The organism is Pantoea sp. BJFS-204 (assembly GCF_049310725.1).
Classification (GTDB): domain Bacteria; phylum Pseudomonadota; class Gammaproteobacteria; order Enterobacterales; family Enterobacteriaceae; genus Pantoea; species Pantoea agglomerans.
Genome location: NZ_JBMOWE010000002.1, coordinates 110,186 through 129,683 on the forward strand (window position 1 = coordinate 110,186; position 19,498 = coordinate 129,683).

Annotated in this window: 18 protein-coding genes; 4 read left to right on the forward strand and 14 right to left on the reverse strand. The window is 57.2% G+C overall.

Annotated features, from left to right (window positions below; all coding sequences use genetic code 11):
• The first annotated feature begins 462 nt into the window (after positions 1 to 462).
• On the forward strand, positions 463 to 3,921 hold the full coding sequence (gene rne / locus ACO6VX_RS07205; RefSeq protein WP_422458008.1) for a ribonuclease E: 3,459 nt from the start codon (positions 463 to 465) through the stop codon (positions 3,919 to 3,921).
• A 413-nt stretch (positions 3,922 to 4,334) separates the two neighbouring features.
• Here rne and flgL read toward each other — a convergent pair whose 3' ends face one another.
• From flgL to flgB, 11 genes are all read right to left on the reverse strand, one after another.
• Positions 4,335 to 5,300 (reverse strand): flagellar hook-associated protein FlgL, encoded by a 966-nt coding sequence (gene flgL / locus ACO6VX_RS07210; RefSeq protein ID WP_422458009.1) that lies wholly within the window; start codon positions 5,298 to 5,300, stop codon positions 4,335 to 4,337.
• Between the two features lie 14 nt (positions 5,301 to 5,314).
• Complete coding sequence (gene flgK, locus ACO6VX_RS07215) at positions 5,315 to 6,964, reverse strand: flagellar hook-associated protein FlgK (RefSeq protein ID WP_010246355.1); 1,650 nt, start codon at positions 6,962 to 6,964, stop codon at positions 5,315 to 5,317.
• A gap of 123 nt (positions 6,965 to 7,087) precedes the next feature.
• Positions 7,088 to 8,050 carry a flagellar assembly peptidoglycan hydrolase FlgJ gene (gene flgJ / locus ACO6VX_RS07220; RefSeq protein ID WP_010246357.1) on the reverse strand — a complete coding sequence of 321 codons (963 nt, stop codon included), beginning with the start codon at positions 8,048 to 8,050 and terminating at the stop codon, positions 7,088 to 7,090.
• A complete protein-coding gene (locus ACO6VX_RS07225; protein WP_031592460.1) occupies positions 8,050 to 9,159 on the reverse strand; it encodes a flagellar basal body P-ring protein FlgI in 1,110 nt (369 codons plus the stop codon). The genes flgJ and ACO6VX_RS07225 overlap by 1 nt, the downstream gene beginning before the upstream one ends.
• A gap of 9 nt (positions 9,160 to 9,168) precedes the next feature.
• Positions 9,169 to 9,879: a flagellar basal body L-ring protein FlgH gene (locus tag ACO6VX_RS07230; protein WP_029518984.1), complete on the reverse strand. Its 711-nt coding sequence runs from the start codon at positions 9,877 to 9,879 to the stop codon at positions 9,169 to 9,171.
• A 60-nt stretch (positions 9,880 to 9,939) separates the two neighbouring features.
• Entirely contained in the window at positions 9,940 to 10,722 is a 783-nt protein-coding gene (flgG, locus tag ACO6VX_RS07235; RefSeq protein ID WP_003849881.1) for a flagellar basal-body rod protein FlgG, read from the reverse strand.
• A gap of 17 nt (positions 10,723 to 10,739) precedes the next feature.
• Positions 10,740 to 11,495, reverse strand: coding sequence for a flagellar basal body rod protein FlgF (locus ACO6VX_RS07240; protein WP_010669843.1), 756 nt, complete (start codon positions 11,493 to 11,495; stop codon positions 10,740 to 10,742).
• Between the two features lie 20 nt (positions 11,496 to 11,515).
• A complete protein-coding gene (gene flgE, locus ACO6VX_RS07245; RefSeq protein ID WP_033766926.1) occupies positions 11,516 to 12,772 on the reverse strand; it encodes a flagellar hook protein FlgE in 1,257 nt (418 codons plus the stop codon).
• 26 nt (positions 12,773 to 12,798) lie between these two features.
• On the reverse strand, positions 12,799 to 13,473 hold the full coding sequence (gene flgD, locus ACO6VX_RS07250) for a flagellar hook assembly protein FlgD (protein WP_010669841.1): 675 nt from the start codon (positions 13,471 to 13,473) through the stop codon (positions 12,799 to 12,801).
• Positions 13,474 to 13,485: 12 nt separating this feature from the next.
• Positions 13,486 to 13,890, reverse strand: coding sequence for a flagellar basal body rod protein FlgC (gene flgC, locus ACO6VX_RS07255; protein WP_013357440.1), 405 nt, complete (start codon positions 13,888 to 13,890; stop codon positions 13,486 to 13,488).
• Positions 13,891 to 13,892: 2 nt separating this feature from the next.
• Positions 13,893 to 14,306, reverse strand: coding sequence for a flagellar basal body rod protein FlgB (gene flgB / locus ACO6VX_RS07260; protein WP_009090882.1), 414 nt, complete (start codon positions 14,304 to 14,306; stop codon positions 13,893 to 13,895).
• 154 nt (positions 14,307 to 14,460) lie between these two features.
• On the opposite strand from flgB, the gene flgA reads away from it, so the two are divergent.
• From flgA to flgN, 3 genes are all read left to right on the forward strand, one after another.
• Positions 14,461 to 15,120: a flagellar basal body P-ring formation chaperone FlgA gene (flgA, locus tag ACO6VX_RS07265; protein WP_207253962.1), complete on the forward strand. Its 660-nt coding sequence runs from the start codon at positions 14,461 to 14,463 to the stop codon at positions 15,118 to 15,120.
• Positions 15,121 to 15,224: 104 nt separating this feature from the next.
• Entirely contained in the window at positions 15,225 to 15,533 is a 309-nt protein-coding gene (flgM, locus tag ACO6VX_RS07270; protein ID WP_010246375.1) for a flagellar biosynthesis anti-sigma factor FlgM, read from the forward strand.
• A 5-nt stretch (positions 15,534 to 15,538) separates the two neighbouring features.
• A complete protein-coding gene (flgN, locus tag ACO6VX_RS07275; RefSeq protein ID WP_010246377.1) occupies positions 15,539 to 15,970 on the forward strand; it encodes a flagellar export chaperone FlgN in 432 nt (143 codons plus the stop codon).
• Between the two features lie 306 nt (positions 15,971 to 16,276).
• Here the strand turns inward: flgN and murJ are convergent, their stop codons facing one another.
• The 3 genes from murJ to ACO6VX_RS07290 form a co-directional block, all read right to left on the reverse strand.
• Positions 16,277 to 17,815 (reverse strand): murein biosynthesis integral membrane protein MurJ, encoded by a 1,539-nt coding sequence (gene murJ / locus ACO6VX_RS07280; protein ID WP_010246379.1) that lies wholly within the window; start codon positions 17,813 to 17,815, stop codon positions 16,277 to 16,279.
• A 122-nt stretch (positions 17,816 to 17,937) separates the two neighbouring features.
• On the reverse strand, positions 17,938 to 18,858 hold the full coding sequence (locus ACO6VX_RS07285; protein WP_346454462.1) for a Gfo/Idh/MocA family oxidoreductase: 921 nt from the start codon (positions 18,856 to 18,858) through the stop codon (positions 17,938 to 17,940).
• Between the two features lies 1 nt (position 18,859).
• Positions 18,860 to 19,498, reverse strand: a complete 639-nt coding sequence (locus tag ACO6VX_RS07290) for a YceH family protein (protein ID WP_033779429.1) — start codon at positions 19,496 to 19,498, stop codon at positions 18,860 to 18,862.

Consider the following 19,498-nt stretch of genomic DNA (forward strand, 5'->3'; position numbering starts at 1 on the left):
TGTTTTGTCCGACACATTAGCGATTTAAATGTAAAGAAACTTCACAAGCTGGCTAAAGTCGCCTTGCTATATGAAGGTTAGCAATGGAATAATGCTTGAGTTTCTTACCTGAACCATTTCAGGGCAGAAAAAGAGCGAAATTGTCATTTTGCCGGATTGAGCAGACACGCAGCAATGGCGTAAGACGTAATGCGAAATCAGGCACTTAGCGGGCTGCGGGTTGCGGCCTGGACAACAGTATGGGATGCACGGGTTTTCTTTATTCTCTCAGGCATTTCCACTATCTGGTGCTGTTTTCCCTTATGAAAAACAGGCCACCGACGTTATTTGCGCCCCTCGCGCGGTCGACAGCCGTGAGGTTGACGACATTGCACTAAGTCACGGGGCCATCGGTTGATACTCGTCCAGGGTAACTATGCCCGCAGCTGTAATCACTCATGAAAGAATAACGAGTAAGTCACGATGAAAAGAATGTTAATAAACGCAACTCAGCAGGAGGAGTTGCGCGTTGCCCTGGTTGACGGTCAGCGTCTGTACGATCTGGATATTGAAAGTCCTGGACACGAGCAGAAAAAAGCCAACATTTACAAAGGTAAAATCACTCGCATTGAACCCAGCCTTGAAGCTGCGTTTGTCGATTACGGCGCAGAGCGTCACGGTTTCCTCCCGTTAAAAGAAATCTCCCGCGAATACTTCCCCTCCAGCTATAACGCGCATGGTCGTCCGAATATTAAAGACGTGCTGCGTGAAGGTCAGGAAGTCATTGTTCAGATCGATAAAGAAGAACGCGGCAATAAAGGCGCTGCGCTGACCACCTTTATCTCTCTGGCGGGCAGCTATCTGGTACTGATGCCGAACAACCCACGTGCAGGCGGTATCTCTCGCCGTATCGAAGGTGACGATCGTACCGAGCTGAAAGAAGCCCTGTCGGCGCTGGAACTGCCGGAAGGCATGGGCCTGATTGTCCGTACTGCGGGCGTCGGTAAATCAGCCGAATCGCTGCAGTGGGATTTAAGCTTCCGTCTTAAACACTGGGAAGCGATCAAGAAAGCCGCTGAAAACCGCCCTGCTCCGTTCCTGATCCATCAGGAAAGTAACGTGATTGTGCGTGCCTTCCGCGACTATCTGCGTCAGGACATCGGTGAAATCCTTATCGATAACCCGAAAGTACTGGAACTGGCGCGTCAGCATATCGCTGCGCTGGGCCGTCCGGACTTCAGCAGCAAAATTAAGCTCTACACCGGTGAAATCCCGCTGTTCAGCCACTATCAGATCGAATCGCAAATCGAATCCGCTTTCCAGCGTGAAGTCCGCCTGCCTTCCGGTGGCTCGATTGTGATCGACAGTACCGAAGCACTGACCGCTATCGATATCAACTCAGCACGTGCAACACGCGGCGGTGATATCGAAGAAACGGCGTTCAACACCAACCTTGAAGCGGCCGATGAGATTGCTCGTCAGCTGCGTCTGCGTGACCTGGGCGGCCTGATCGTTATCGATTACATCGATATGACGCCGGTACGCCATCAGCGCGCGGTTGAGAATCGTCTGCGTGAAGCTGTCCGTCAGGACCGCGCCCGCATTCAGATCAGCCACATTTCACGTTTCGGCCTGCTGGAGATGTCCCGTCAGCGTCTGAGCCCGTCATTAGGTGAATCCAGTCATCACGTCTGCCCACGCTGTAGCGGCACCGGCACCATCCGTGATAACGAGTCACTGGCGCTGTCGATCCTGCGTCTGATTGAAGAAGAAGCGCTGAAAGACAACACCAAAGAAGTTCACGCCATTGTTCCGGTTCAGGTGGCCTCTTACCTGCTGAATGAAAAACGTGAAGCGGTTAACGCTATTGAAACACGCCAGGGTGGCGTGCGGGCTATCATCGTTCCTGATGACAAGATGCAGACCCCACACTACTCCGTGCTGCGCGTGCGCAAAGGCGAAGAGACGCAGACCCTGAGCTATCATCTGCCGAAGCTGCATGAAGCCGAAATGGCGATGCCGTCGGAAGAGGAACATGCTGAACGTCGTCGTCCTGAGCAGCCTGCTCTGGCCGCGTTTGTAATGCCTGATGCGCCTCCGGCACCGGTAGAAGTTGAGCCAGAAGCGCAACGCGCTGAAGCCCAGCCAGCCGCAAAAGCAGCACCTGCTGTGGCTGCGCCTGCTACCGTCAGCACCGGCTTCTTTGGCCGTCTGCTTGGTGGCCTGAAAAAAATGTTCGCAGGCGAAGAAGCCCCTGCCGCTGCACCCGTGGCCACTGAGGTTGCAGAGCCGCAGAAAGCGCCTGAAAGCGAGCAGGAAAACGGCAACGGCCGTGGCGAGCGCCGCAACAACAATAACAACCGTCGTAACAATAATCGTCGTGAGCGTACGCCGCGCAACGGAGATAACGCGCAGTCGCGTGAAGGCCGTGAACCACGCGAAAACCGTGAGCCTCGTGAAAACCGCGAACCTCGTGAAAGTCGTGAACCGCGCGAAAGTCGCGAGCCACGTGAAAGTCGCGAGCCGCGCGAGGGTAACGATAATCGCCGCAACAAGCGTCAGTCCCAGTCTGGTGAAGTGCGTGAAGAGCGTCCGGCACTGAGCGAAGAAGCGCGCCAGCAGCGTGATGAGCAGCAGCAACAGCGCCGTGAACAGCGTGCTGAGCGTCAGCGTCGTCGTCAGGAAGAGAAACGCGCCGGTGAAGAAGCCGCCAAAGTGGCTGAGCAGCCAGTAGTGGTAGCCGACGTTCCGGACGTGACCGAGCCGCAGGATGATGAGCGCGTACAGGTTATGCCGCGTCGCAAGCCGCGTCAGCTGAACCAGAAGGTGCGTGTTGATGATAACCGTCCACCTATGCCAGCCGAAGCCAGCGACTTTGCCCAGCCAGCTGAAGTGCGTCAGCCTCAGCAGACAGAGGTGGCTCAGCCACAGCCTGAGTTCCAGGCACCGCAGGGTGAAGAGCAGGATGACAACGACAACCGTGATAACGCCAATATGCCGCGTCGTTCACGTCGTTCGCCTCGTCATCTGCGCGTCAGCGGACAGCGTCGTCGTCGTTACCGTGATGAGCGTTATCCGACTCAGTCAGCAATGCCGCTGGCCGCTGCAGCTGCATCACCAGAGATGGCATCCGGTAAAGTCTGGATCCGTTACCCGGTGAGCCAGGCCAGCGAAGAGCAGGTTCAGAATGTGACTCACGAGACGCCAGCGTACAACCGCGAAGAGACAGCAGACGCCGCGAGTGCGCTGCCTGTTGCTGCCGCTGTTGAATCTGTTACTCAGGAAGCGCCAGTGCAACAGGCCGAGCCGCAGGCAGAAACGCCAGTGCCGGTTGTGAATACTGACGATACTCGTGCTATCGACGCGCCGGTTGACGAGCAGCCTTCCGTTGTTCCGGCGGCAGATGAAGCAAAAGCGGAAGCGGTAGCAGCCGAAGCCGTGCCTGCTGAGCCTGTCACCGAAGCGCCGGTTGTGACACCTGCGGTTGAGACTGCACAGCCTGCAGCGGTTGCAGAAGAAGCACAGTCTTCAGAGGTTGCTGAGCAATCGGCTACCGACGTCAGCGAAGCGATCGCAGCAGAAGTTGAAGAAGTTCTGAATGCGCCGGTCGCTGCTGAAGCTGAAACAGCGCCAGTTCGTGAACCTCATGCTCCGGTGGCCGCACGCGATGTCGCCCCTGCAGCACCGGTGACTGCGGCCGAACCTGTTGCATCAGTGCCTGCAACGGCATCCGAGCCTGCAACTGCCTCAGTGCCGAATGACGGTACGCGCTGGAAGCATTTTGCCTCTGCGCCGATGACTAAAGCACCTGCGCCAGTCTGGCAGTCAGAACCGGCACCGCACAGTGACTGGGTGCGTGCACCCTATGAGTTCGACGGTCGCGGTTCTGCGGGTGGTCATAGCGCCACACATCATGCCACAGCCCCGGCGACCAAGCCGTAAACGCATAAGCTGTTGTGAACTGAACCCCGGCCTGCAAGCCGGGGTTTTTTTATGCCTGCGATTCTGCCCGCCAGCGGACAGAGGATAATTAGCCTCCCCTCCTCGTTTATCAGGAATCAGGAAAGTGTGTGCGTGTGTGCGTGTGTGGAAGCGTGGAAGCGTGGAAGCGTGGAAGCGTGGAAGCGTGGAAGCGTGGAAGCGTGGAAGCGTGGAAGCGTGGAAGCGTGAAAGCGTGAAAGCGTGAAAGCAAGACTGACATGCGAGCTGACTGTCGCTGTAAATCAACCCGGTTTAATTTCTATGGTTCCCGCCACCGGCTGAATCGCAGGCAAAAAAATCCCACCCTCCTTTAGCGGGAGGGTGGGAAAAAGTAAGCGCATCCGGTTAAAGTACGCTCAAAATTTCAGGTCAGACTACGAATTCATCTGGAACAGGGACATCTTAGACATGTCGGTAAAGGTCTTATAGGACGCCTGTAATGCCGTCTGCTGCATGGTGTAGTTAGAAGCTGCTTCGGTTAAATCCACGTTAACCAGGTCACTCATCTGCGAGCTGTAAATCACACTACGGTCATCGCCCTGGGCATTCAGCGTATCGATCTCACCAAGCTGGGTACCAATCTCAGAACGCACGGTTGAGACATTATTCAGCGAGTTACCCAGGCCACGGTTGGTTTTATCCATCGCCGCCTGGAAGGTCTGTTTGGTTGCGGCGTCAGCATCATCCTGCGGCACTTTCAGCGCAGCAATGGCGCTATCCAGCATCTTAAACACATTCGTTTCGCTGGCGCTGCCATCCGGCTCTTTGGTGGCATTGCCGGAGATCGCCATAAAGATATTGTCACCGGTATGGCCCACAGTCATGGTACGGCTGGTATCGACCTTCTGAGTGATCGCCTCGGTGCCGCCTGCATAGCCGACGCCGGTGCCTGCCGCATCCACAAATGGCGCACTGTCAGTTTTATAACCGGCAAAAATATAGCGGCCATTGGCATCCTGGCTGTTTGCCTGGTTCAGCAACTGGGCGCGGATACCCTCCAGCTGGGTAGCAATCGAACCACGGTCATCGTCGCTCAGCGTACCGGTTGAACCGTTGACGATCAGCCCTTGCGCAGCAATGATCCCATCGGTGACGCCTTTCAGCGTATTCTCTTCCAGTGACAGACCCTGCTCGGCAAAGGTACGCGCCAGCGCATACTGCTTGCCCTGCTGCTGGGTTTGTGACAACACGACAGCACGAGACGCGGCAATCGGATCGTCCGAAGGATTATTCACACGGCGGCCGCTGGAGAGCTCCTGGCCTGATTTCAGCCAGGAGGCCTGTGAGTCAGTGATGCCGCGTACCTGCTGCTCAAAAATCATATTTGTACTGATTCGCATGTTATCTCCTGCCCTTAGCGAATATTGATCAATGCATTAAACACGGTGCTGGCAGTCTGCAGCACCTGCGCATTGGCCATGTAATATTGCTGATATTTGGTCAGGTTGGCGTACTCCTCATCGAGGTTTACCCCAGAGACCGATTGCTGGCGCTGGGTCAGCTGACTGACCACGCTTTTCTGAGTGGTGCTGGTGGTTTCCAGTGAACTGGTTTTGTTACCCACACTACTGACGATGGTGGCGTAGGCCTGAGACAGCGTGGCGTTACCGCCGACCAGTTTCACATCCTGCAGATTCAGCAGTTTTTGCGCATTACGGTTATCACTCTCACCGCCGACAGCACCCGCGGCGGCCACCTGCGATTCACTGGTGATCGCGACTGACATATCGTTGATGGCGTTCTGGACCGGCTTCACCAGGAAACTGTCTTTGGCAGCAGGTGCAGGCGTGCCGGCGACAGTCAGTTTCAGGCCGTCAAAGCTCAGCGTGGTGTTGCCACTGGCATCAGTACCTGGCGTGATGGTAACGGCCGTACTGTCTGAGGCGCGGGTTGCGGTCCAGTTATTGCCGTCATAACTCACGGTGTAATTGGATGCTTTCAGTGCACTGGTATCGGTCCACTCAGCGGTGACGGACGCGGCGGTGCTGTTTTTACTGTTGCCCACCACGATCGGGCTGCCGATATTAAAGAAATCGACGCCCTGATTGCCTTTGCTATCGAAGCCCTGCTTGTGAACATCGTTGAAACTGGTGGTAAACGCCGCCGCTAACTGACCCAGCTGGTTCTGTGCCAGATCCAGATCCTGAGTACGGAACGCCAGCAGACCGCCCAGCGAACCGGTGGTGATCAGCTTCTCCGGGATCTCGACGTTGCCCGCCTGCTTATCGACATAGCCGATGGTGGTGCGTGTCGGATCGCTGCTGGAAGGCATCGCCACCAGATCGTGAGATTTGTCGCCGTTCACCAGCGTCAGGCCATTGGCCATCGCGACCGTGTAGCCGCCATCCTGCTGCGATACCGTCACACCAACCACGTTATTCAGGGTATTCACCAGCTGATCGCGCTTATCGAGCAGATCGTTTGGTGCGGCACCGTTTGCCGTGCTCAGTTTGCCAATCTGTTTGTTCAGATCGGCAATCTGGCTGGTGAGGGTATTGACCTGCTTGATGCTGGAATCGACATCGGCATTGACGCTGTTCTGCATATTGTTCAGGTATTGCGCTGACGTCTGGAACTGGCTGACCAGCCCCTGCGCATTGCTGAGCATCGACTGACGCGCCGACGGATCGTTGGCGTTGCTGACCACGTTCTGCAGGTTGGTAAAGAAGCCCTGCAGCGAGGTCGACAGGCTGGTAGTCGAGGTCGACAGCAGATCGTCAATGTTAGAAATCTGGCTGTGCTGGGTGCTTACCGCGCTGTAGTTCGCGCTGGAACCGCGCAGCTGCGTAGCAATAAACGCATCATATTCACGTTGTACACCGGTGATATTCACGCCGTTACCATAATAGCTATTGCCCTGCAGGGTACTGTTCGCCTGCGCCAGTACCGTGGTCTGACGTGAATAGCCCGCCACGGTGTAATTGGAAATGTTGTTACTCGTGGTGCTCAGAGCGGCCTGCGCGGCACTCAATCCGCTCATCGCGGAGTTAATTATGCTGGACATCTCGGTTCCTTACGTTCCCCGTCAACCGGGCTGGCAGACATCAAAGTGGGCGCCAGCAGGCGAAAACGCTTCTGGCTATAGGGATGTTATCGGCTTGCTAAAGTGAAACTTGAGGCGCAATGATCAGAACAGGTCGCCCATATCCTGACTGTAAGCTTTGACGACTTTGTCGCCCATACTTTTGAATTGCTGAATCATTCCCACCAGCTTTTGCGCATATTTTGGATCGGTGGCATAACCGGCCGCCTGTAAGGCCTGCGCACCCTGCTCTGCGCTTGAGGCGTTCGTCACCGCCGCATAGCGTGGGTTTTTGGTCAGGAGTTTGACGTAGTCGGTCAGCGCCTCGAAATAGGAGTTATAGACGCGGAAGCTGGCACGCACTTTCTTCGCTTCGCCCTGCTCATATTCGGTGGTCATGATATCGGTGGTGTCACCTTTCCAGTCACCGCTGGCTTTAATTCCGAACACGTTGTAGCTCGGTTTGCCGTCGCGGGTCAGGATCTGACGCTGGCCCCAGCCCGACTCCAGCGCAGCCTGCGCCAGAATCAGGTGATGAGGAATGCCACTCTGCTGGCTGGCAGCCTGCGCCGGTTGCGTCAGCTGGGCGATAAACTCGCGGCTGTCACTGGGCAGACCCGTCGGTGAAGCGACCGGCGGCAGACGCGGCATTGCCTTACGCACAATCTGCTCCAGCTGCTGCGCCGGCAGTGGTGTTGCCCCGCTGGTGCTGAGAATAAAGCTGTTATCCAGCTTCATCGGCACCGTACCGGCTTTTTCATCCGGCGCGGTGGCGGGCTGCATCTGTTTAACGATGGTTTCCGCCAGGCCGAGGCCACGTTTCCCCATCTCCTGTGCAATCTGCTGGTCATACATAGAGGTAAAGAGTTTGGTCTGCTCGTTGCCCATAATGCCGTCCTGCGGCAACGCCTCGCGCATACTCTTCAGCATCATCTGTACAAACATCCCTTCGACCTGACGCGCAACCTGCAACGCTTGTCCTTTCGGATCGTTGCTGGCCTGGCGTTTCAGTTCATTCAGGGAACGGCTGTCGAAAGCCGAACTCGTCAGAGATTGCATATCAGCCATCAGATAATTTCCAGTTTGGCACGCAGACAGCCGGCACTCTGCATCGACTGCAGAATTGACATCAGTTCGATAGGTGACGCACCCAGCGCATTCAGCGCACGCACCACGTTGTTCAGGTTGGCGCTGGCGTTGACGCGTTGCAGCGCACCGCCGGTCTGGCGCAGATCGATCTGAGTCTGCGTCGTCGCCACCGTCTGACCACCGGCCAGTGGAGTATCAGGCTGACTGACGTTCTGCTGCTGGTTAACCGTCACCGACAAGTTGCCCTGCGCTACAGCACACTGATTCAGCGTCACTTCACGGTTCATTACCACCGAACCGGTACGGGAGTTGATGATGACTTTGGCATCTTCAACCGGGATCGACACATTAATGTTCTGGATCTCAGCCAGCAGACGCACCTGCGCACCATTATTAGGCGATACGCGGATCTGCACGGTACGGGCATCCAGCGGCTGCGCTGCGCCGTAACCGCCACGGGCGTTAATGGCATCAGCAATCCGCTGCGCCATTGAGAAATCTTCGCTGTTAAGCTGCAGGTTAATGGTGTTCTGCGTACCAAAGTTGCTCTGCAGTTCACGCTCAACGGTTGCACCGCCGGTAATACGGCCTCCGTTCAGCTGGTTAACCTGAACACTGCTGCCGCCCGCTGACGCACCCGCGCCACCGACCAGGATATTACCCTGCGCCAGCGCATAAACCTGGTTATCGACCCCTTTCATCGGCGTCATTAACAGCGTGCCGCCGCGCAGACTTTTGGCGTTACCCAGCGACGAGACCACCACATCCAGGTTCTGTCCCTGACGGGCAAACGAGGGCAGTTTAGCGGTGACCATCACGGCCGCCACGTTCTTCAGCTGCATGTTGGTTCCGGTGGGAACGGTAATACCAAGCTGTGACAGCATGTTGCTCACTGTCTGGGTAGTAAATGGCGTCTGGGTAGTCTGGTCACCGGTGCCATCCAGCCCCACGACCAGGCCGTAGCCCAGCAGCTGGTTATCACGAACGCCCTGTACCGTGGTTAAATCACGAATCAAATCGGCTTTTGCCAGCAGGCTGAAGCCCAGCAGCAGCGCCAGCCCGGCGCGTAACAGCGTTAACTTTTTCATTGAAACCTCTTACATCGGCGAGATGTTCAGGAAGAAACGCTGGAACCAACCCATGGTCTGCGCCTCATTGATGTAACCATTTCCGACGTACTCAATACGTGCATCGGCGACAGCGGTAGATAACACGGCGTTACTGGCGCTGATGGTGCGTGGGTTGACCACGCCCGAGAAGCGAATGAACTCCGTGCCCTGATTAATGGCGATCTGTTTTTCACCGACCACGTGCAGGTTGCCGTTTGACAACACCTGATCCACGGTGACGGTAATGGTGCCGGTAAAGGTGTTATTGGCGGATGCGCCGCCTTTACCTGCGAAATCATTTTTGCCTTCGGCGCTGAGGTTGGCTTTTTCACCACCTGCACCCACCAGGCCTGCCAGACCGGTCGGCACCGCGCTCACACCAAAGCTGTTGCTGCCATCGCGGCTGGCATTGGCTGAGGAGCTCTTGCTGGCGCTGACGTTTTCCTGCAGCGTAATGGTCAGGGTATCGCCAATGTTGCGTGGACGGCGATCCTCAAACAGCGGCTGATAGCCGTAGTTAAGCGGCGCGACGCCCTGGAATATAGAGCCGTTGACCACCGGTGGCGCGGACGGCATTGGTTGCGCTGTAGTTGCACCTTCGACCAGCGGGGTACGCGGGACCAGGGCACATCCGTTGAGAGTTAGCAGCAACGAGGCGACTAACCAATGTCCAGGCTTGAGAATCTGTTGCTTCGCCACGGCGTCACGACCTTATTAATGTCTGTCATTCAGGCCAGCACGGGCTGGCCCTGTTCGGGATTAAAGCTGAGTTAATTTCGCCAGCATCTGATCAGAGGTACTGATCGCCTTGCTGTTGATTTCGTAAGCGCGCTGCGTCTGGATCATGGTGACCAGCTCTTCCGCCACGTTAACGTTCGAGGTTTCGGTATAGCCCTGATAGAGCAGGCCCGCGCCGTTCTGGCCTGGCGTGCTGTCCGTCGGAGCGCCCGATGCCTGCGTTTCCTTGTAGAGGTTTTCACCCACGCTATCGAGACCGGCGTCATTCATAAAGGTGCTCAGGGTTAACTGACCGACCTGCGCGGCCTGGGCCTGTCCCTGCTGCGTTACGCTGACCACACCGTCACGCGACACCGTGATGCTGGTGGCGTTAGCCGGAATGGTAATGCCTGGCTGTACCGGGAAACCGGAGTTGGTCACCAGCTGGCCGTTCTGATCAACCTGAAACGCGCCGTCACGGGTATAAGCAGAGGTGCCATCCGGCATCTGAATCTGAAAATAACCCTGGCCGTTAATGGCGATATCTTTTGAGTTGCTGGTCTGCGACAGGTTGCCCTGCGTATGCAGACGTTCAGTGGTCACCGGACGTACACCGGTACCGATCTGCAAACCCGATGGCAGCGTTGTCTGTTCAGATGACTGTGTGCCCGGCTGGCGCATGGTCTGGTACATCAGATCTTCGAACACGGCACGCGAACGCTTAAAGCCGTTGGTGCTGACGTTTGCCAGGTTGTTGGCAATGACGTCCATGTTCATCTGCTGCGCATCAAGACCGGTCTTAGCGATCCATAAAGAACGAATCATGTTGTTATCCTCGTGCCTTAGCCCATGCTCAGGAGCTGGTTGGCTTTTTGTTCATTTTCGTCGACGTTGGTGATGACTTTCATCTGCATCTCAAAACGTCGGGCGTTGGCGATCATATCGACCATGGTTTCTACCGGTTTAACGTTGCTGCCTTCCAGCACGCCAGGCATCACCTGCATGGTGGCATCAGCCTGCAGCGCGGCACCGCGGGTCGCCTGCGTCGACGCAGTAGGCCGGAACATGCCGTCATCACTGCGCTGCAGCTCCTGCCCGGTAGCCCTGACCAGCTTCAGCTTGCCCAGCTGAACCGTGGCGTTCGGTGAATCACCGGCATTCAGCCCGGTGATCGAGCCGTCGGCTGCAATGGTGATTTCAGTGCCCTGCGGGATCACAATCGGACCGCCATCGCCCATCACAGGATTGCCCTGAACCGTCAGCGTACCGGTCGGACTGATTTGCATATTGCCGTTGCGGGTATAGGCTTCGCTGCCGTCAGCGGTACGCACCGCCAGCCAGCCATCCTGCTGCACCGCCACATCGAGCGGACGCTCGGTGTAATCCATCGCGCCCTGACTCATGTCGGCGCCCGGTGTCGAGGCGGCGACCAGCGTACGGGTTGGCAGCGACCAGCCACTCACCGGCACGGCGCGCAGCGCATTCAGCTGTGCACGAAAACCCGGTGTAGAGGCGTTGGCGAGGTTGCTGGCGGTAACCGCCTGCTGATCCAGCGTCTGGCTGGCCGCGCCCATCGCGGTATATATCGCGTGATCCATATGGCAATCCTGTTAGCGAATTAACGTAAGTTAACCAGCGTGTTGAGAATCTGGTCCTGAGTTTTGATGGTCTGCGCATTCGCCTGATAGTTACGCTGCGCGACGATCATGTTCACCAGCTCTTTGCTCATGTCGACGTTGGAAGATTCCAGTGCGCCAGCCGTCAGTGAACCAAAGGTGCCGGTATTCGCCAGACCGATTGCTGCCTGACCGGATGCACTTGACGCAGACCAGACGTTGTCACCCTGTGACTGCAGACCTTCCGGGTTAGAGAAGCTCGCCAGAACAATCTGACCCAGCAGCTGGGTTTTCTTGTTGGAGTAGCTGCCGGTGATGGTGCCGTCATCATTGATCGCGTAGCTGGTCAGATCGCCAGGTGCATAACCATCCTGGGTCGGGCTGCCAAAGGTGGTGGCGCCGGTGTTCTGCTGCAGGCTGCCCAGCATGCTCAGGTTGATCGGCTGATTGGCGACTGCGCCATTGGCTCCGCCCACGTTCAGTGTCAGGCCGACGGTGCCATCGGTCGTCGTGCTGACGACAGCGCCGGTGGCATCCAGCTTAGAGACGCTGGTCAGCTTACCGCTGGTGTCAAACGCCATTCTGAAGTCACCCGCCGAACTGCCGGTGTTGCCATCAATGGTGCGCACGGTCCAGCTGTTGCTGGTGGTGTCTTTCACGAAATACATGTCGAGCGCGTGGTCATTACCCTGCGAGTCGAACACGGTTGCCGTGGTTTTCTTGTTGTAGCTGTCTGCGTTCGCCGTCGAGAAGGTGGCCACAGATGGCGTTTTGTCCGTTGAGTTCAGGTTGGCAACCAGACCGGCGGTAGTGGTCGCGCGGGCTGACATCTGCTCGGTAGGAATACGCAGCGCCACCGGGTTAGCACCTGACTGGATTGTGGCCGGTGAACCGCTGGCCGGATAGCCGGTCACGTTCAGACCCTGGGTGTTGACCAGGTTACGGTTGGCATCCAGCGTTAACTGACCATTGCGTGAATAGAAGACGCCGCCGCTGCTGTCGGTCATACGGAAGAAACCGTTACCGCTCAGCGCAACGTCCAGGCCACGGCTGGTGGTGGTGGTCGCGCCGTCGTTAAAGTTCTGGATTACCGCAGCAACTTTGGTACCGAGGCCGACGTTAGAACCGGCAAACATATCGGCAAACGCGATGGTGCTCGATTTAAAGCCCGCAGTGGCGGAGTTGGCAATGTTGTTACCGATGACATCAAGGTTACTTGAAGCAGCACCAAGGCCGCTGACCGCTTGGGAAAATGACATGTGTTTGTTTCCTGTCTACAGGTTAATCAGAGAATCTGACGTACGTCGTCAAGGGTGGCGGAGCCCATGGTGCCGAGATCCAGTTTTGTGGTGTTGTTCGCAGTACTCACCCCATTGACGTAGGCGTAGTTAAGCGGTTGTGCCACCAGTTGTGTGTTGCCATTGCTTGCGGCAATCGCAACGCTGTATTTACCATCCGGGGCGACAGAGCCATCTGTCAGCTTGCCGTCCCACGAGAAGGTGTGCACGCCAGCGCTCAGCGCGCCCAGATCGACGGTGTCGATCACCGTGCCACTGGCATCTTTAATGGTGGCCGATGTGCCGGTTGAAGCGGAGGCCAGCTCAACGCCAAATGGCGTTGTGGTGCCGTTGCCTACCAGAACCTGTCCGCCATTGACCATTACGCCATGCCCAATCAGCGTGGAGCTCTGCAGCGACTGGCTGGTGCTGATCTGGCCGGAGATCGATCCCAGCGTGGTATTCAGTTTTTCAATGCCGCTCAGGGTATTGATCTGTGCCAGCTGCGTGGTGAGCTGGCTGTTATCCATTGGATTGGTGGGATCCTGGTTTTTTAACTGCGTCACCAGCATGGTCAGGAACTGATTCTGCAGATCCTGCGCATTGTTGCCGGTGCCACTGGTGTTAGAGGAGCTAAGGACCGTGGGGTCCAGTCTTTCGTTAACGCCTACCGCGATAGCCATAATTTTTCTCCGTTATTGCCCGATCGTCAGGGTTTTCATCATCATCGACTTCACGGTGTTGAGCACTTCGACGTTGGCCTGGTAGCTGCGTGACGCCGACATGGTGTTGACGCTTTCAGAGACCACATCCACGTTCGGCATCTTCACGTAGCCTTTGGCATCTGCCATCGGATTGCCCGGGTCATAGACCAGCTTGGCAGGTGTAGGGTCATCCACGACTCTTGCCACTTTCACGCCGCCGGTGGCTGAGCCTGGCGCCGCATCGGTCTGGAAAACCACCTGCTTTGCCACGTAAGGCTTTCCATCGGGGCCGGTGACGCTGTCGGCGTTCGCCAGGTTACTGGCACTGACGTTTAATCGCTGTGATTGCGCGGTCATCGCTGAACCGGCAATGTCAAAAATATTCAGCAAGGCCATAATTATTGTCCTTGTAACACGCTCATCATGCCTTTGATCTGGCTACTGATGAGGGTGAGGTCGGTTTGATATTTCAGGCTGTTATCCGCGAACTGCGTACGCTCACGGTCCATATCTACGGTGTTGCCGTCGGCAGAAGGCTGGTCAGGAATGCGATAAAGCATATCCATCGATGGCACGCCGTTTGTCTGTGCTTCAATGTGGCGAGCTGACGTGACTTTTAACGCCATGCTGCTGCCTTCCGCACGACCATTGGACATCACCCGACTCAGCTCGCTGGCAAAGTCGATATCCCGGGCCTGATAACCAGGGGTATCGGCGTTGGCAATATTTGACGCCAGGATCTCCTGACGTTGAGCACGCAGGTTGAGGGCCTCCGTACCAAATTTCAGCGCCGCATCCAGTTTGTCGAGCATGTTTCCTCCGCGTATGAGAATTTCGAGCTCGCAGCTTAATTTGAAAATGCAAGGGGTCATCGTCTGAATAAGGCCTCAAATGACCGCTATTTTGACAATTAAGGATTTTTCTTAAGGGGTACACTCGTCGCCATCATCAGTGAGGAAATGCACAATGCGTCGATATCTGACCCTGCTGACCAGCCTGCTGGTCGCGATCGCCCTGCCGGTTTCCGCCGGGGATCTCAATGCACAACTGAATCAATTTTTTAAAGCGCGTGACGCCCAGCATGCTGATGGCATGGTCGTGGTGGTACGCACGCCACAGGAACAGTGGCCAGTCTGTGAGGCGCCACAGTTCACCCTGCCCGGCAACAGCCGGTTGTGGGGCAATATGAGCGTGGCGGCAAACTGTGGCGAGAACCGCCGTTATATTCAGGTACAGGTGCAGGTCACCGGTTCCTATCTGGTGGCGAACCGGCTGCTGAGCCAGGGCAGTAGCGTGAGCGAGAGTGATTTCACTCTGCAGACCGGCCGCCTCGATACTCTGCCCGCCCGCGCCCTGCTGAATGCGGACTCGGTCGCAGACGCCGTGGTGCTGCGCGATATCCAGCCAGGACAGCCGATTAATCCCTCCACGCTGCGTCAGCCGTGGCGTGTCAAGGCGGGTCAGAATGTGATGGTGATTGCCAGCGGTGACGGCTTTGACGCCAGCGGTGAGGGCAAGGCGCTGAATAACGCCGCCCGATCGCAGTCGGTCCGGGTCAGGATGGGAAATGGCCAGATTGTCAGCGGTAAGGTACGCGAGGATGGGAATATTCTTATAACGCTGTAAAGTGTTAAAGAAGCCAGTAGTGCTGCCGATAGAAGAATCAACGAAGCGATAACGCTATTCTGATTCAGGTGGCAGACTTCCCCTGACCGTACAGGAGCCCGAACATGAGCATTGACAGAACGCAACCTCTGAAACCCGCCAGCACCGTACAGAGCCGCGATAGCAGTGAGTCCGGCAGCAGCAAAGTGCGCCAGAGCGCCAGCCCGGTGGCAGCAGCCACGACCCCTGCAGCAGCCCAGGTCAGCCTGAGCAGCGCGCAGTCGCAGCTGATGCAGCCGAGCAGCAAAGATATTAACGTCGAGCGCGTTGAACAACTGAAAACCGCCATTCGTAATGGCGAACTGAAGATGGATACCGGCAAAATCGCCGATGCGCTGATTGCCGACACCAAGGCGTATTTAGAGGGTAATTAGTTCCCATGAGTAATTTGCAGACCACCTTAGATAAGATGCAGGACGTGCTGGCGTCGCTCTCAGCCGTGCTGGAAGAAGAGCAGCAGCAGCTGGCAGCCGGAAACATTAACAGTAATCTGTTGCAGCGTATTACCGAAGATAAAAGCGCGCTGCTCAGTACGCTGAACTATCTGGATGAGATGCGCCGCACCGCTGAGCAGAGTCAGGCGACATCGGCACCTTATCGTGGTCAGAACGACATGGCGCGCCGCTGGGACACTATCCAGCAGCACAGCCGTCGTCTGCAGGATGCCAATGTTCATAACGGCCTGCTGCTGCAACACCAGATCCGCTACACCCAGGATGCGCTTGACGTGCTGAAGCCGCATCAGACCCAGGCCTTTTACGGCCCGGATGGGATGGGTAAAGGCCAGGCGACGTTAAGTCGCAAAGCCTGAACCGGAAAGTAGCGAAAAAAAATCCCGCCTGGTGCGGGATTTTTTATTGGTGCGTTTTTTCCTTCACCATGATGAGCTTTAAAATTGAGCCTGCACAGGGAACAGGGGCAGATCGGAAAGACGCTAAAGCCAATCCCTGGCCGCTCGGCCCGCGCGATTACGCACCTCATCCCTGAGGTGCGCCCGTTGCCGGGCCAACGCGTTGCGTTGTTCAAAAACGCTCCCGGCGTTTTTGTCCATGGCGCGGGACGCTTTCCTCCTCTGCCCCTGTTCCCTGCGCGTTGAATTTATTTATTGCGGCAAGCTTTACACAGCGGTGCGACGCGCATAGTCGCGCAGCCGGAAGCCCAGCAGTCCCAGCGCCAGGAAGTAAGCCCCGCCGCCCACACCACAGACCGCGGCCAGACGCAGCAGCCGCCACAGCATCGATCCCTGCTCCCAGGCTGGCATCCACTGCAGCATGGCAAACAGCGCGCCTGCCATCACCACTACGGCTATCAGCAGGCGGATCAGGAAGCTGCTCCAGCCCGGCTGCGGCATAAAGATATTCTTCTTACGCAGCTGCCAGTAGAGCAAAGACGCATTCAGACAGGCTGCCAGCCCAATCGACAGTGACAGACCGGCGTGTTTCAGCGGACCAATAAACGCCAGGTTCATTACCTGCGTCATGATCAGCGTGATAATCGCGATTTTAACCGGCGTTTTGATGTCCTGACGGGAATAGAAGCCCGGAGCCAGCACCTTGACCACGATCAGCCCCATCAGTCCGACGGAGTAGGCGATCAGGGCGCGCTGCGTCATCAGAGCATCAAAGGCAGTGAATTTGCCGTACTGGAACAGCGCCACGGTCAGCGGGCCGGAGAGCATGCCCAGCGCCACCGCGCTGGGAAGCGCCAGCAGGAAACAGAGGCGCAGACCCCAGTCCATCAGCCGGGAATATTCATCATGGTTGCCGCTGGCAAAACTTTTGGCCAGCGACGGCAGCAGAATGGTGCCCAGCGCCACGCCCAGCACACCCGAGGGGAACTCCATCAGGCGGTCCGCGTAGTACATCCAGGAGACCGAGCCTGAGACCAGAAACGAGGCGAAGATGGTGTTGATGATCAGTGAGATCTGACTGACAGAAACGCCCAGAATGGCAGGTCCCATCTGACGCATGACCCGCCAGACGCCCGCATCACGCAGATTCAGGCGTGGCAGCACCAGCATCCCGAGTTTCTTCAGGTGTGGCAGCTGATAGCCGAGCTGCAGCACGCCGCCAGCCACCACGGCCCAGGCCAGCGCCATTACCGGTGGGTGGAAGTGCGGCGCGGCAAACAGCGCAAAGCCAATCATGCTGACGTTCAGCAGGGTCGGTGCAAAGGCCGGTACCGAGAAGCGGTTCCAGGTGTTCAGCACCGCACCCGCCAGTGACGCCAGCGAAATCAGCATAATGTAGGGAAAGGTCACCCGCAGCAGCGAGCTGGTGAGCGCAAACTTATCGGGACTGTCGGCAAAGCCGGGGGCCGTCACCATGATGACCCAGGGCGCAGCAATCATGCCCGCCACCGTGACCAGCGCCAGCGCCAGCGTCAGCAGGCCCGAGACGTAAGCCAGGAACAGTTTCGTCGCCTCTTCGCCCTGCTTGCTTTTATATTCAGCCAGAATGGGCACGAAGGCCTGAGAAAAGGCGCCTTCAGCAAAAATACGCCGCAGCAGATTGGGAAGTTTAAACGCAACAAAGAACGCATCGGTCGCCATTCCGGCGCCAAACACCCGCGCCACGATGGCATCACGGGCAAAGCCCAGTACGCGGGAAAACAGGGTCATAGAACTGACCGCTGCCAGCGATTTCAACAAATTCATAATTGACGGCGCATCCTGAAAAGAATCGGCAAAAAAGGAGAATTAGCGCGGGCACCCAGAAGATGCCCGGCGACAGTCTACTGCCACGGAGGGAAATGACCAGCATGGAGTGTTACAAGGCGTTATTCCTGCGTCGCCTCACGCCACAATTTTTCCACCACACGCTGCGCCATCAGCGCCTGCTCACCGCTGGTTTCAGGCTTCGTCTGATTTTGTACGCAGTCGATGAAATGGCGAGCCGCACCGCTGAAACCGCGCTGGGTCAGATGACTCTGCCAGGCGGGCGGTGGCGTAATCAGCAGCCCGTCACGCCGTTCTTCCTGCCAGTCGCGCATTTCACTGATGTCGATGCACTTACCGTCACACACTGCGCTGACCCGCTCGCGCTGACTGCCTGCGCGCCGGTGCATGCTGGTGGTAATCGACAAGCCCTCAACAGCGAAATGGTGCTCAGCATAGAGCATCTGCCCCTGTTCGTTGGTGTCGATGCGTCCCTGAACCTGGCGAAAGGGTTTCCCGCCCAGCCAGAGGGCGGTATCCACCACATGCAGGTAGTCATCGAGCAGGGTAAAGCGGAGATCCTGTGGCCCGACGCTGTCGCTACGGTGCTTTTCAATCCGCAGAGAAGTCGCGCTAGCCATCTCCGCCCGCAGCTGTTGATAGCGCGGGGCAAACCGCCGGTTAAACGCCACCATCAGTTTACGCTGCCGTTTTTCCGCCAGCGCCACCAGCGCCTCAGCCTGTTCCAGGTTTTCAGCCAGCGGCTTATCGACGCAGACATCCTTTCCTGCCAGCAGCAGCGCCCTGACCACTTCATAGTGCGTGGCGGTGCTGCTGTGGACAAAGACCGCGTCGCAGGCCGCGGCTAATTCATTCAGCGAACCAAAATATGGCATGCGATAGCTGTCACAGAGCGGCCGGGCTTTGGCCTGGTTCGGGGAAAACGCTCCAGCCAGGGTCCAGTCCGTCGCCGCCGACAGCACCGGCAGCCAGGCTTTCTGCGCGATACCGCCTAATCCCACTACGCCAATACGTAAGGTCATCTCAGCTCTCCGGTTGCAGCAGTTGGGTGAGTTGTGCCTGAAGCGCTGCAACCTGCTGTTCCAGCGTTGCGACCCGCGCCGCCAGATCGCCCTGCTCTTCCGACGCGTCTGCGGCCTGCGGCTGGTCAGGCTCATCGCCCAGCAGATGCATAAAGCGACTTTCGCGCTTGCCAGGTTCACGCGGCAGACGGATCACCTGAGCACTGTCGTCGCGCTGCATCAATCCTTCCAGCGTTTGCTCAACTTCGCTGACATCACTGAACTCGTGCAGACGGCCGCTGCGCGTACGCAGTTCGCCTGGCGTCTGGGGCCCGCGCAGTAACAGCAGCGTCAGCAGAGCGACTTCTGCGCTGTTAAGCTTTAGCGTGCCAAACGCGGAGTTGCAGAAACGCTGCTCATATTTCACGACCCGCTGCCCGGCGGCGCTGCTGGCGGTGATCAGATGCCGTTTTTCCAGCTGATCGAGCTGATCCTGCACCTCACTTTCGCTCAGCTCCATCACCGGCTCGCGGTTCGATTTCTGGTTGCAGGCCACCACCACGCCATTCAGTGACAGCGGATACTGTTCCGGCGTGGTGACCTGCTTCTCCAGCAGGCAGCCCAGCACGCGCATCGCCTGCGCCGATAAAGTCATCTTCAT